The following is a 14,581-nucleotide window of genomic DNA, read 5'->3' as shown; positions in this document are numbered from 1 at the left end:
CATCACCTATGCTTCATTTTTCTCGACCCGACCGATGAGTTCGTTAAGCTCTCCCGTGCTATCCACTACGGCCGTATTGATAATGTAGCCATCCTCTAAGAAATAGGCATACGGAGTCGTGCTGGAAGCGTATTTCTGCAGGCGCTCCTCCTTCGACATCGTTAGAACAGGGAAGGAGAATTGAAAGTGCTGAATCAGATCGTTGTTCTCTTCCTCTGTGCCGCTGCTTACCAGGATGAAGGTGCCCTCGTAGCTATCAGCGAATGTATTCAGCTCAGGCAACAGATCGATGCAGCTAGCGCAGCTAAGCGATACGAAGCATACAATGGCGGAATCAAGTGATTCCACATCGATCGGAAGCGGCTCTCTCAGAAACAGGTCGCCCCTTATAGCTGGCTGCGAACTCCCCTTCTCCTCTGCCTCTTTCTGCAGCAGCTCTGCGTCAAACAAGTCCCGAAACGTAACTTTGCTCATGAACACGCTCTCCCTCGTATTGATGTCTTTTATTCCACATTTCGAAGTACATCCCTTTCCCAAGCAACAGCTCCTGATGGCTTCCTTTCTCTATAATGCGACCTTCATGCATGACAATAATTTGTTTGGCCATGGAAGCGACCGAGAGGTTATGCGTGACAAGCACCGTCGTCTTCCCTGCACGATCCGTTATAATGCGATTGACCAAATCCAGCTCTGTGATGGGATCAAGCTCAGAGGTCGCCTCGTCCAGCAGCAAGTAAGGAGAGTCCTTATAGAGCGCTCTAGCAATGGCAATTCGTTGCCACTGGCCGCCGGATAGTTGGCGTCCGCCCTGCAGGCTGTTTCCAAGTACTGTGTCGAGCTCGTCATGAAGCTCCGCAGGAACAAGCATCGGATAGGCTTGGATAAGTCCTCTGACTTTATGTTGAACCTCTTCATTGGGATGATGGAGTGCAATATTCTCATAGACAGAGAAGGAATACTTCATATAATCCTGATTGACCACCGACACTTGCTTGAACCAGGACTGGCGTTCGATATCGTTGATGTCATGGTTATGAATATACAACATGTCCGGTTCGACCTCATGGAGACCGAGCACTACTTTGGCCAGCGTGGATTTCCCTGATCCGTTCTCGCCGACAATGGCGACGACATCCTGATCGTTCAAGTCCAGACTAATGTCCGACAAGGCAGACGCGGCTGCATTCGGATAGGCAAAGGTTAGGCGGTTCAGCCTTATATGCTGTACGGAAGCGGGCTGAGCCGCATACGACTGCTCGGGAGATTGAATATATTTCGCTAAAAATGTCTTAAAGTTTCGAGTCGCAATCGGAATTTGGTTGAAAATCCGGGAGTTGCCGGCGATTTGCGTCATACTGGAGAAGACGGTCAAAGCGGCCGCTGACAATGCGGCATAATCGCCCAACGTAATCGTATTGCCGACCAGCTTGTTGAAGAAGATTAACTGGGCTAGCAAGAAGCCTATTGGCTGAAAGATAATGGCAACGCTGCGCAGATTGAATTCTCCCAGCTTCAAGGTGAACGTCTTGCGAATGACCGCTTCGGCTGCTTCCGACCATCGCTGAAGCAGGTAGCGCTGACTGCCGAAGATCATGGTTTCCTTAAGTGCTTGCGGCTTCAGAATGAGATCGGATGCCAGCATGGATTCAATTTGTTGCTGAGCGACTTTGTGGAAGTACTTCTCCAGCCGGAGGGCGCTAAGCAGCTCCACCCAAAAGAGCGGCAAGGAGAACAACAACAGAATAAGCGCCGTAAGCCAGCTATAGGTGAAAATAATGTAACCATAGACGCCAAGTATCAGTACCTGTTGGACTAATCCGATGATAGATGATATGGACTGTTCAATCTGATTCAGGCTGTTCTTAAGGGTAGTCATGTCATGATTGAATGCAGGAGTCTCAAGCTGTGTAATCGATGACGGCTGGATGGAGCTGTACAGATGATGCTCTAGCCGATTATGGATGCGAAGGGATAATTGCGCCTGCACCAGCCGAGAGCCTTCGGTCAATATAAGCTCCAGAAGCTTCAATCCGGCCAGCAACGCCGCAATGATGGCAAGCTCCTTCCAGATGGCATGGCCCGCCATTTGATCGAATAGCTGTTTGTTCAAATGAAAGGTCAGCCAGCCTACGCCCGGTTGAATCGCTAGCAGCAGAATAACAACACTAATGCTTACAAGCGAGCCTTGCATCATGATTCGGAACCAACGAAGAGAAGTCGTCATCCGGCAACAGGATGAAACAATTGGAAGGGTGCGGCAATAATGTCCAAATGACCAGGCTCGCTGCAACTATAGTGCGTAATCAGTTGTCCCTCCGAATTGATGCCATATGCCCACGGAAAGCCGTAGCCTTGAAATTCCATATCCAGACGGGCTTCAATGCGATAGCTTTGGATATGGGAGGAGAAGGCTTGTTTCGCCAGCGCGAATTTATCTTCGGAAGTATCTATTAGGACGATTAACCGGTAGTGAGGATTCTCTACGGCAAATCGTTCGATTTCGTCAAAAGCGGGTAGACATAAGGCGCAATCGGTACTTACCATCACCATGAGCAAGTAGTCTTGAATGAGGCTAAATAAGTTGATTTCGGGGGATATATGTACATCGGGAAAGTAATCTCCGATCTGAATGTGCTGTCGCATGATAATGGCTCCTTTATGGCATGTTCTCTATGAGATAGGTGGATACTAGCTTATGAATGCTGATATGCGGATTACCGAATACGCTTTCATAAAAGAGAGCATCGGTAATCCGCATATGTAATCATGCTATGCTAAAACGCCTAGATGTTAACAAAGGCAGCCCTCGGGGGTTGTGCAAGTGCTTCCACTTTGTGCGCAAACCAAGTATTTCATTTTCTTGCCATTTGTACATTCAATAGAAGAGCAGGAAGAGAATTCGCGAATGCAATCGGAACAAGCCATTTCGTTTCACCTCCTTTGGATACATCTACTTGTTGCGAAGCAAGGGAATGTTCGAGCAAGTATTGTATATTCTGGTTACGATGTAAATTTTATTGAATAAAGAGTAATATGTCAACTATTTTACATTTAATAGGTTTTTGGTATACTTGAGGTGTATGTTCATATTTTGTCTGATTTTAGGATATTTTTTTGATGGGGGAGAGGATAGACCATTGAATAAAAATAAAAGTGGAGATCGAGTAGAAAAGGAGATAAAAATATACGGGCTGCTGTATGCGCTTTCAAAGATGAGGCGACAGCAGCCTATATATTTGATTAATTAGATTGGAATACTAGTAAAATTAGCAGATGCAGCCTTCAGGAGTTGTGCAAGTGCTGCCACTTTGTGCGCAAACTCTGTATTGAAGTCTTTTGCCGTTAGTACATTCTTGAGCGGAACAGGAAGAGAACTCTCTAATGCAATCGGAACAAGCCATGTCGATTCACCTCCTTTATGTCGACATTACCAGTTGTGGAAGTCTTAAAAAGACCGCCATCAACATTTGTAATATTTGTAACAATATTGATATTATTAAATAAAATAAAATCTGTCAACTATAAAAAATAATAGGTGCTTTAATAGCTGTTACCGATATCTCAAGCTTATGATCTTTTCATTTGGGCAGAATAGCATTAGTGATTATATGCAAAAAAGGGTATGATTGCAGATAGGAAGTGTAGATGAAAATTAATTATGAGCAGAGAGTGAGCAAAATCGAATGACAGAGTATAGACAACAGCGTTACCGCTACAGTGAAGCGCCTATATGGCAGTTGCAACGGGAGTATTACGAAGAACTTGGACTGGATGCCTGGAAGAATGATCAGGTGCCTCAATATATTACGAGCAATCCGATGATCGCTTCCGCTTATGCAGAGATGATATTCGGATTTCTGCAGGACCGCGCCAGCAAAGGGCATGGGTCAGAGCTTGTGTACATTGTCGAGCTGGGTGCTGGAGCAGGCCGTTTTGCTTTCCATGTGCTGCAAGAGCTGTGTCGGATTAGAGATTATGCGGGACTTGATTTGCCGCCGTTCCGTTACGTTATGACCGATCTGGCTATGAGCAATGTGCTGGCTTGGAGAGATCATCCGGCTCTGCAGTCCTTTATTGAAGAGGGGCTAGTTGACTTTGCGCGATTCGATGCGGTGCATGACACAGAGGTTGAGCTGGTCGTAGCTGGTACGACGATCCGTGAGGGCGACTTGCAGCAGCCATTGATCCTCGTTGCGAATTACTTTTTTGACGGCATCACACAAGAGCTGCTCTATGTGGGCGACGGGCATATTTACGAAGCGGATGTCATCATTGATTATCCGGTGCAGACGGATGGATTGACTCCATCCGCTATTCTTAACCAATTATCCCTGCAATATGAGCATCGGCGGGCGCCGGAGTACGAGCAGGACGACTATCCTTACCGGGATATCATTGCAGTCTATCAAGAGCAATTGGAAGATTCGCATATTTTATTCCCGGTTGCGGGTTTGGTCTGCCTGGAACGATTGAATAAGCTGTCACAGAGGGGATTCCTCCTTATCACCGCGGACAAAGGAGACCATCTGCTCGATAACTGGAAGTTCTCGGAGCCGCCGGAATTGGTTCTTCACGGATGCTTTTCACTAACAGCGAACTTCCATGCGTTTCAGCATTTTTACGAAGAGCAGGGAGCCGAGGCGTTGTTCCCGCCGCATCACTATAAGAATATTAACGTTGGTTGTCTGCTTCATCTAGATACACCGAAGAGCTATGCCAACACGAGATTGGCGTACAGACAGTTTGTAGAGCGATTTGGTCCGGACGATTTCTTCAGCTTAAAGGAATGGGTAGATCGCCATATCGACAGCATGGGGCTTCAGCAAATATTAGGATTTTGGCGCCTGGGCGGGTACGATGCAGAGTTTTTCATCCAGAGTGCCAAGCAGATATCCAGCTTGCTGCCGGAAGCTAATGATGAAGAGAAGCAGGATATCTGGAGAGGCATCCAGTTGATGTGGTCGTCGTACTACGTTATGGCTCAGCGCTACGATCTGGCGCTTGATGCGGGCCTTATTCTGTTCGAGATGGATATGTACGAGGAGGCGAGGCGTTTCTTGGAGATATCCGTACAGGCAGACACCGATACCATTGTGCCTACCGTCTATTATTGTCTTGCTATATGCTGCTTCGAGATGGAGCTGGACGAAGAAGGCTTGTCCTACACACGCAAGCTGCTGGAGGTAGAGCCTGATAACGAAGAGGCGCTGGCGCTGTTAAGCCACTTCTGACGTTAGAAATTTCTTCGCATAGGAAATCTCCAAAAAGCTGTATCCGTTTATAAGCGGATACAGCTTTTTTCGGCTTCCACGTCGTTCATGCTGCTGGCATTATTTCCTTACAACACAATCTCCCTGCCGCTTTCTGCTGATTCATAGATTGCGCTTAGAATCTTGATCATATCTACACCATGCTCCGGCGTAATAATCGGCTTCTCACGGCCCAGCACGCATTCGATGAAGTGGTGAATGTTCGCGGTATGCTGCGGAACTTCATCTGCTTTGAAATGAGGCTGTTGATTGATCAGCGTACCCTCGTTCTCCGTGAAGAGACTCAGCTTGTCGTTAATGAGACTGAAGCCGCCTTCCGTGCCGCGCCATTCGAGGAATTTTTTCTCCTCTTCAACATTGGAGGCCCAGCTGAATTCGATTTGCAGCGAAGCGCCGTTGTCGAACCGGATAAAGCCGGCTGCCAAGTCCTCCACGTCGAAGGTGCCTTCCGGAATTTTGCCGGAGGCGTCTGGACGATCTGCGAACTTGCGGTAGGTGGAGCCCGATACTGTGACTGGCTTCGGATTGCCGCTCAGCCACATCGCCATGTCGATCATATGCACGCCGAGATCGATCAGCGGGCCGCCTCCCGACAGCTCCTTCGTCGTGAACCAGCCGCCGCGTCCCGGAATGCCACGGCGACGAATCCAGCCGCAGCGGCCCATGTACAGCTCGCCCATCTGGCCTTGCTCGATGATGCGCTTGGCGAATTTCGCCGACTCTGTGAAGCGATTGTTGCGCATGACCATCAACAGCTTGCCAGAGGCGCGAGCGGCGTCAGCCATCTTCTGCGCTTCGATGGGATTAATCGCATCAGGCTTCTCGCAGAAGACATGTTTGCCTTGCTGCAAAGCCGCAATTGCGATCTCTGAATGAAGCAGATTCGGTGTGCTGATATCTACAATATCGATGGAAGGGTCTGCGAGCAGCTCCTTGTAATCCTCATAGACCTTCGTACCTGGATATTCAAGGGCCAACGCTTCCGCGGAAGCGCGGAATGGGTCGCAGAACGCCACGATCTCTGCTTCTTTATGAGTAAGCCAGCCTGGCAAATGTACAGCTTTGAATATGCCGCCTGTTCCAATAGCGCCAACTTTCAATGTCATGATGATCTCTCCTTAAGTGGATGGTAACCCATGTTATTATGTGCAAAAAGATAAGGATTTGACATGCATCCCTATCGTATCACGAATACCCCCGGATATGCGCCATCCACTCGTTATGCATCTTGTCCTTTTCTTATTCATTTTTGCTTTATTCACCCTTATGCGGGCATAGACGTTGTATTCTTAGCGGTTCGTTCCGTTCTCCACAATAATCGCTGCGTAAGGAGACCGATTAAGCCAACTCCCCCGACTGCCAAGCCTACATACAGGAATGTGGAGGACGCGCCCCATAGTCCAATCAGAACTCCGCCGGAGAGCGGGGCGATGACGAAGATCACACTGCTCAACGAATCGAAGATGCCGCTGACTCTGCCGATGGCATCAGGCGGCGTCTCCTTCTGCAAGATATAGTTCATGCCAGTAGATGTGAACCCCGTTCCAATCCCGCCGAAGAAGGAGGAGCATAGCAGGAGCCATATTGGGGAGTCCGGCCGGAACAGCCCGGCGGCTGCAAACATGATGCCGATCAGCATTACCCCTCCGCCAAGCAGCCAGCCATAGGCGGAGAGCTGCTTGAATCGACGCAGCCAGGCGACGCTGGCTAGACCGCCGAGACCGATCGCGGTCACTAGCCAGCCGATCAGTTGAGGCCGATCAGGAGCCACGTCCCGCAGCAAGACGGCAATTTGCGCATCAATCATCCCAATGCCCGCCAGTCCAATAAGGCAGAAGAAAAGACTGACCTGCAGGGCCCGGCTGCTCAGCAGGATATGCCAGCCATCCCGCCAAGCGGCACGTAGCGATCTTGGAGCTTGAGAGGCGGATGCAGCGGCCGTGGTGCGTCCTTCTCTCACCGGGATGCGCAGAAGCAGCAGCGCGGACAGGATGTAGCAGACGGCATTGACGGCCATACAAGCCGAAGGGGATAGGGTCGTGGCGACGGATGCGCCAAGCAGCGGGCCAAGCACCTTCGATAGCTGGAACACTGCGCCATTCAAGGAGGTTGCTTGCAACAGCTCATCGGCCGCCACCACATTCCGGGTCATCGCTTGCTGAGCGGGGTAATGAAAGACACGAGCAGTGGAACGCACCGTGATGAGCGCTAGCAGCACCCAGGCATTCGGTGCGAAGATAAGCAGAATCGTAATTATAGCGCGAATCAAGTCGGTAGCGATCATGAGATTCCGCTTGTTCCATCGGTCCGCCATTATGCCGGCCAATTGGCTGAACAGGATGCCGGGTACGGCGAAGGAGAGCGGAACGAGCGCAATCATCATGGCATCGACCTTCCAGATGAAGCCGAGCAGAATGGCCACCGCCATAAAGTCGAAGTAGTCCCCGAATGCTGCGAGACCGTATGCGGTGAACATTTTGGCGAATGAACGATTTCTTTTTAACATAACAAAAACCCCCTGTTGCAATCATCATGGTGATGATCGTAACAGGGGAATGTCAGAGAATGATCAGAGGCAATACCGCAGCAAGCGCTCCGTCTTGACTAGCAGTTCGTGGAACCGGTATTGCTCGTCCAGCTGATTCCATTGCCGCTGATAGTTCTGACGAGAGGTTTCATCGCATGTGTACTTGTCGAGGTAGGATAGCGCCACTCTCAGGTTGGCGAGCAAATGCGGGATAAACTGCGTACGTCTCGTTGTGTCGATGCCGTCATCTAGTGCTTCTCTTGCCGCGCGGATCTCGCCGCGCCGATAATGAAGCATCGCCTTGGCGACGAGACAAGCTCCCCGTTCCCGCTGAATCGGATGGAGGGCAAGCAGCTCCTCGCAAGCCTGCAGCTTGGCGGCTGCTTCTTGAATCTGGTCCTCTTGGAGATGCAGGAGCATCTCCTTTAATAGATAGCCGGCCGTGAAGCTCGGGGAGTGGAGTTCAGCGATGTCATCCCGAATCGCATCCAGCTCTTCACGCGCCTTGCTTAGCATCCCGGCTTCAAGATATAGAATAACAGCGTTTAATCGCAAGTCGTTCCGCCATGCGATGGACAGCCCATGCTCTTTCGCAATCAATCCCTCAAAGTACGGAATCGAGATTGCAGGCTCCGGTTGGAGGATCGCATAAATAAAGACCGCGTAGGCCGCCTTTTGCCAGCTATTAATGCTCTCTGTCGCCAGCAGCGATGTGAAGTCTCCGCGAACAAACTGGATGTAGCTGTCGTAGTACGGATCGCCGGGCAAGCCCAGCACCTCGCGATTCGCTGACAGCAATTGCATGGCAGCTCCCATGCCCAGGCTATGATATTTCGCGAACATGCGGTTCACGTCAGCCGCGAATTGATCGTCTTGCAGAAGCGGGCTGCTTTGCCCGGTAGAGGCATGGCGTACGAGCTTGTAGCCTTGACCGCGAATTGTCTCAATCTGGAGCAGATGCGACCACGCCGCTATCTTCTTGCGAACCCGGTAGATATGATCGTCCACAGTCCGATCACTCGGTTCTTCTAGCGGCCAGACTGCTTCGAGCAAGGCATCCCTTGAAAAGGAACGGTCCGCATGCTCATAGAGATAACGCAGCAGGGCGAATTCCTTGGGCAGGAGCTGGATATGCTCTCCTGCATAGACGGCCTCATAGCGATCCGGGTCAAAATGAATCATCGTTATCCTCCTTGCCTTTCTCTGCACACTGGCTCTTTTGATTGGGATGAAGGCATACGTGGGGATAAGGCAAGCAGTCCACACTAGGGCGTGACTGAAAACCCGTTCAGTGGCACCTTTCACCGCCTTTCCGCCCCCTGCTTCGTTCCGTTTGCTTGACGTACCCCCGGTACGCCTTCACAAACGCGCCTTGCATGGAACGAAAATTCGGCAAAATATGCTGCCTTCAGAGTTCTCAGACACACCCTAGTTAAACTGAACAAGAAACTTCGTCATCCAGGCAATATAATGCGCCCCTGGAATAAAGAGCAGCTGGGCAAGCAGCGTTCCAAGCAGGCGGGAGGCAATCATAAGGACGGATATGCCCTTCAGGTTCAAGTAGCTGCCCCTGCCATTCACGACATCATCGGCGAGCACCGATATTTTGGGATCGATAAAGAGGGCAAGCAAAATGGTCGCTACTCCGTTGATAAGGCCGGAAGCCATAATGGTGGCGCCATACCGGTCCGGGGCCAATAGGGACGCATATAACGCTGACAGCACCCCAATCGTGTACACGGCCGTCACGATCATGTTGAAGAAAAACAGCCGAAGCGGGATATCCTTCAGCTTAATATCTTTTAGATAGGACAGTCTTGGTCTATGGATGTGCTTGATTCCTCGTTGGATATATGCCAAGGTGAAGCCTTTCTTGACTAATGAGGGGATGGAGCCGCGTTCTTGCGACAGATGGATAATCGCTCTGGAGAAGAGCGCGGTGAACGTAGGCAGCAAGATAATGCCGACGATCGTGCCGAGGGTTGAAGCTCCGATCAATATGCGATATTGCTGTTCTACGAAAGCGAATGTCTGCTCCTTGGGCGCAGTATCGATCAAGCTGCCTGTGAAAGGCTGCTGCATCATATTGGCCATCCGGGAGACAACGACCATCATATTGAAAAGTGAAAGCGCGGAAGCAATCAGCTTGACCCTTGCTCCCGATAGACGTACAGCGTAAGCAAGCGTCTCAATGCTATGGATAATGAGAATAAATAACGCGATAAAAAGAACCTTGCCTGTTATAACATCCAATGCGAATCCTTCTCTCTTGTCTTCGTTTTATCGTTGTCATTATACCACATGCTACCTGTTCTTCCGATAAGCCCCTGGCGCTATGCCGTAGCGTTCCCGGAACAGTCTGTGGAAGTAGGCATAGCTGCCGAGGCCAGTTTCCGCCGCAATTTGCTCCAGTGACATAGGACTGTGATCGAGCAGCTTGATCGCGTGGCTGAGCCGCAGCTGCTGCGCATAGCCGATAATGGAGACGCCAAAGTGCGCCTTGAACAGATGCACGGCTCTCGATACACTGAGACCGGTATGCTGGGCAACTTGATCCAGCGTTAAGGGCTCGGCAGCATGCTCCTCAATATATTGCCGCATACGCAGCGCGTGATAGGCAAGCGGGGAGTGGTTCTCCGGCGACTCTTCAATAGCGCGGTCGATCAGCATCAGCAGTGACCAGACCAGCGAGGACGCAATCGCGGGATTGCCTCCGTCGAGTCGGCGCTTCTCCAGTATAATTTGATACCAGACCGACTTCAGCCGATTGTCCTCGGCAATCTTGGTCAGGGTCGGCCGCGGCTTCTGATTCCACCATTCCTGCATGCCCGCCCCCGTGCTCATGACGTAGTAATCGCCAGATAGCATCGGGGCTCCTTCTATATATCCAATGCGCAGATCGTAGATATCACCTGGTTGGAATAAGAGCAAGTCCCCCGGACGGATTTCTCGTATCTCGCCCTGAACGAGCGCCTGACAGATGCCCTCTGCTTGAAGCCTTATTATATAAGTATCTAAACCGCTACCATAAATTTGACGGAACGGCTCTTCATGCTTGGAAAACTCGCTTAACTGGACGTTAATGGGCTTCATGATGATTCTCGCCCCCCTCTGCTCTTATTATAACATTCAATCAGATTGTTGATGTATTCGATTATATTGTTTCTACAAAGGGGAACAGGCTCCCCTTATAATGAAAGCATTACGGATCCAGGAAGGGAGCATACATTCATTATGACTACTCGTACAGTAAAAACGATTCAAACATCGCAAGGTACAGGGGACCGGTTGACGGAGGTTGCATCGTTGACGCTGCGACCGGATGAGGCTGGCGTAGAGAACCAAGTGATTAACGTATATGAAGACGTCGAATACCAATCCATTATTGGCTTCGGCGGTGCCATTACCGAGGCTTCCGCTGTGACGGCCGCGAAGCTGAGCGAAGAGAACAGCAATCGTATCCTGAATGCTTATTATGATGCGGAAGAAGGCATCGGCTACACCATATGCCGTACACATATCAATAGCTGTGACTTTGCTCTGGGCAACTATTCCTACGTGGAAGACAACGATGTTGAGCTGAGCACCTTCGACATCAGCCATGATCGCGAGGTTATCATTCCGTATATTCAGAAGGCCAAGCAGCTTGCTGGAGAGGACTTTACCTTCTACGCTTCCCCTTGGAGCCCTCCAGCGTGGATGAAGACGAATGGCGAGATGAACCATGGCGGCAAGCTGAAGCCGGAGTATTGGGCTGTGTGGGCGCGTTACTACGTGAAATTCATTGAGGCCTATGAAGCTGAAGGGTTGCCGTTATGGGGACTGACGGTACAGAACGAGGCGAAGGCGGTACAGATTTGGGATTCCTGTATTTATACCGCTGAGGAAGAGCGCGACTTTGTGCGCGACCATCTGGGACCCGAGCTGCACAAGTCCGGCCGCCAAGATGTGAAGGTGATGATCTGGGATCATAACAAGGAACGCGTATACGATCGCGCGAAGACGGCTTTCGAAGATGCAGAAGCGTCCAAGTACATCTGGGGTCTAGGCTTCCACTGGTATTCTGGCGATCACTTCGATGCCTTGTCTGCTGTGAAGCATCGCTTCCCGGACAAAGGGCTGATGTTCACTGAGGGCTGTCATGAAGGCGGCGTACAGATCGGCTCGTGGAAGAGCGGCGAGCGTTATGCGCATGACATTATCGGCAATTTGAACAACGGCATGGCTGGATGGACTGACTGGAATATTGTATTGGACGAGCAAGGCGGTCCGAACCATGTTGGCAACTATTGCGACGCGCCAATCATTGCCGACACGAAGTCCGATTCCCTGACGTTCCAATCGTCGTACTACTACATCGGGCATTTCAGCAAATATATTCGTCCGGGCGCTGTTCGCGTAGCCAGCTCGAAGTATACGGAAGCTCTGCAAACGACGGCGTTCAAAAATCCAAATGGCGAGCTGGTAGTGGTCATTCTAAACCGCTCCGATGCTCAGCATCCATACGTGCTTCGCAATAACGAGCAAATCGCAGAGGGCAACATCCCTGCGCACTCTATCCAAACGCTGATTTTCCAGAGCGTGTAGAGGAGGCATGACGATGACGACATCTTCACCGCGTACATGGATCACCACGGATATTCTCGATCAAGCGAGGGGAATTCTCTCCGGCATGTCTCTTGAGGAGAAGGTTGGACAGATGACCCAATATGATTGGGGCTACAATCCGATCAATCCGGAGACAGGCGTATCTCAGCGGGATCTGCTCGTTGAAGAAATTCGCCAAGGCCGTGTCGGCTCCATCTTTAACTTGTCTGGCGCCGAGGAAGCGAACGAGCTGCAGAAGCTCATTCAAGAAAATACGAAGCATCGCATTCCGCTCTTAATTGGGCGCGATGTTATTCACGGTTATAAGACGGTTTTCCCGATTCCGCTGGCGCAAGCGTCAGCGTGGAATCCGGACCTGGCGAGAAGAACGGCAGAGGCGGCTTCCCGCGAATCGATGGCTGACGGCGTAGCCTGGGTATTTGCGCCGATGATCGATATAAGCCGCGATCCGAGATGGGGCCGCATCGCCGAGAGCATTGGCGAAGATCCGCTTCTCACGAGCGAGTATGCCAAGGCTTGGGTAGAGGGCTCGCAAGTGGATGACGGTGCAGGCCAAGCGACGGCCAGCTGTCCGAAGCACTTTGCGGCATACGGTCTTGCGGAAGCGGGACGGGATTACAATACGGTCGATCTGTCGGACCGTGTTCTTCGCGAAGTGATCTTGCCGCCATTCCGCGAGGCTATTGATGCGGGAGCGCTCAGCATTATGGCTTCCTTCAACGAAGTGAACGGCATTCCGGCTTGTGCCAATGACTATTTGCTGAAGACGATATTGCGCGATGAATGGGGCTTCGAAGGGGTTGTGGCGAGTGACTACAATGCTCTCCAGGAACTAATCACGCACGGTGTTGCCGGAAGTGAAGAAGAAGCGTGCGAGCGCAGCATTATGGCCGGCTGCGATATGGATATGCATTCCGGTTTTTATATGCGTCATTTGCCGAAGCTGGTTCGTGAAGGCCGTGTGCCGGAGAGTGTCGTAGACGAGTCGGTGTTGCGTATTCTCGCTGTCAAGATCAAGCTGGGCTTGTTCGAGCAGCCATATGTGATCGTTCCGTCGGAAGATGTGGCTGCATCAGCACGCGCGTCCTTCACAGAGTTGGCACGCGAGTCGGCGAGAGAATCCATCGTGTTACTGCGCAATGAAGGACAGACGCTGCCGCTGAAGAAGCAAGATGCTTCGATCGCCGTTATCGGACCGCTCGCGGACAATAGCAAGGACCCGCTCGGCTGCTGGGCATTCGACGGTAATCCGGAGGATGTTGTCAGCTTACTGGAGGGCATCCGTCAAGCGGCTGGAGGGGGCGCAGCGGTCCATTATGCGGTAGGCTGCTCGATGGAGTCGGATAGCGAAGAGGGCTTCGAGGCTGCGCTTGAGGCGGCTCGCCAAGCCGATGTAATCGTGCTGGCGCTAGGCGAAGCATTGGAGATGAGCGGCGAGTCCCGATCCCGGACTTCGCTTGATCTGCCGGGCGCGCAGCGCAAGCTGGTTGAGGCTGTAGCCGCTCTAGGCAAGCCTGTAGTGGCGGTACTGCTAAGCGGCAGGCCGCTGGCGTTGCCTTGGCTGCAGGAGCAAGCATCCAGCATTGTGCAAGCTTGGCATCTTGGCGTGCAGAGCGGCCATGCGATTGCCGATGTGCTGTTCGGCGACTACAATCCGGGCGGTCGTCTGCCGGTTACGTTCCCGCATAATGTGGGTCAAGTTCCGATCTACTATTATCGCAAGAAGACGGGCCGTCCGCCGGGCGGCGTCTATTCATCCTATTATATTGATTCGACGACTGAACCGCTCTACCCATTTGGCTATGGCCTAAGCTATACAGAATTTAAGTATAGCGAGGTGACGGCTGACCGTACCACAATCGATGGGGATGGAGAATTGACGCTTTCGGTGACGGTATCGAACGTAGGCGAACGCAGGGGTGAGGAAGTTGTCCAGGTATATCTCCGTGACGAGGTAGCAAGCGTCACGCAGCCGCTGAAGAAATTGATCGGCTTCAGCAAGGTGAGCATCGGACCGAACGAATCCGCTACTCTAACATTCAAGGTGGGCAAAGATCAATTGGCCATTATAGATCAGCATATGAACTTGACTGTGGAGCCGGGCGACTTCACCGTCTGGGTCGGGCCACATTCCAGTGCCGGGCAATCGATAACGATTAAAGTTCAATCCTAAGTG

The 14,581-nt window shown here is 51.4% G+C and carries 11 protein-coding genes; 3 read left to right on the top strand and 8 right to left on the bottom strand.

Translation table 11 applies throughout. From position 1 onward, the window contains the following. Positions 1-6: 6 nt before the first annotated feature. The 3 genes from DX130_RS19565 to DX130_RS19555 are packed head-to-tail and all read right to left on the bottom strand — an operon-like array spanning position 7 to position 2,643. Positions 7-474, bottom strand: a complete 468-nt coding sequence (locus tag DX130_RS19565; protein ID WP_116048237.1) for a TlpA family protein disulfide reductase — start codon at positions 472-474, stop codon at positions 7-9. Further along, positions 443-2,194, bottom strand: coding sequence for an ABC transporter ATP-binding protein (locus tag DX130_RS19560; RefSeq protein ID WP_165861368.1), 1,752 nt, complete (start codon positions 2,192-2,194; stop codon positions 443-445). The genes DX130_RS19565 and DX130_RS19560 overlap by 32 nt, the downstream gene beginning before the upstream one ends. Before the next feature lie 26 nt (positions 2,195-2,220). Further along, positions 2,221-2,643: a hypothetical protein gene (locus DX130_RS19555; protein ID WP_116048234.1), complete on the bottom strand. Its 423-nt coding sequence runs from the start codon at positions 2,641-2,643 to the stop codon at positions 2,221-2,223. Between the two features lie 1,040 nt (positions 2,644-3,683). On the opposite strand from DX130_RS19555, the gene DX130_RS19550 reads away from it, so the two are divergent. Next, positions 3,684-5,231: a tetratricopeptide repeat protein gene (locus DX130_RS19550; protein ID WP_116048232.1), complete on the top strand. Its 1,548-nt coding sequence runs from the start codon at positions 3,684-3,686 to the stop codon at positions 5,229-5,231. A gap of 107 nt (positions 5,232-5,338) precedes the next feature. On the opposite strand, the gene DX130_RS19545 is transcribed toward DX130_RS19550, so the two are convergent. From DX130_RS19545 to DX130_RS19525, 5 genes are all read right to left on the bottom strand, one after another. Then, complete coding sequence (locus DX130_RS19545; protein ID WP_240644597.1) at positions 5,339-6,376, bottom strand: Gfo/Idh/MocA family protein; 1,038 nt, start codon at positions 6,374-6,376, stop codon at positions 5,339-5,341. A 158-nt stretch (positions 6,377-6,534) separates the two neighbouring features. Next, the gene (locus tag DX130_RS19540) at positions 6,535-7,776 is read right to left on the bottom strand and encodes an MFS transporter (RefSeq protein WP_116048229.1); all 1,242 of its coding nucleotides are present in this window, start codon (positions 7,774-7,776) and stop codon (positions 6,535-6,537) included. A 63-nt stretch (positions 7,777-7,839) separates the two neighbouring features. Further along, on the bottom strand, positions 7,840-8,979 hold the full coding sequence (locus DX130_RS19535) for a winged helix-turn-helix domain-containing protein (protein WP_116048228.1): 1,140 nt from the start codon (positions 8,977-8,979) through the stop codon (positions 7,840-7,842). Positions 8,980-9,225: 246 nt separating this feature from the next. Next, positions 9,226-10,050, bottom strand: a complete 825-nt coding sequence (locus tag DX130_RS19530) for a lipid II flippase Amj family protein (RefSeq protein ID WP_116048226.1) — start codon at positions 10,048-10,050, stop codon at positions 9,226-9,228. A gap of 51 nt (positions 10,051-10,101) precedes the next feature. After that, entirely contained in the window at positions 10,102-10,890 is a 789-nt protein-coding gene (locus DX130_RS19525) for an AraC family transcriptional regulator (RefSeq protein ID WP_116048224.1), read from the bottom strand. A gap of 141 nt (positions 10,891-11,031) precedes the next feature. On the opposite strand from DX130_RS19525, the gene DX130_RS19520 reads away from it, so the two are divergent. Beyond that, positions 11,032-12,384, top strand: coding sequence for a glycoside hydrolase family 30 protein (locus DX130_RS19520; protein ID WP_116048223.1), 1,353 nt, complete (start codon positions 11,032-11,034; stop codon positions 12,382-12,384). Between the two features lie 13 nt (positions 12,385-12,397). Next, positions 12,398-14,578, top strand: coding sequence for a beta-glucosidase BglX (bglX, locus tag DX130_RS19515; RefSeq protein ID WP_116048222.1), 2,181 nt, complete (start codon positions 12,398-12,400; stop codon positions 14,576-14,578). The last annotated feature ends 3 nt before the right edge of the window (positions 14,579-14,581 follow it).

The sequence above is a fragment of the Paenibacillus paeoniae genome, from assembly GCF_003388735.1.
Taxonomy (GTDB): Bacteria; Bacillota; Bacilli; order Paenibacillales; family Paenibacillaceae; genus Pristimantibacillus; species Pristimantibacillus paeoniae.
This window is presented reverse-complemented; position numbering and strand designations above follow the sequence as displayed.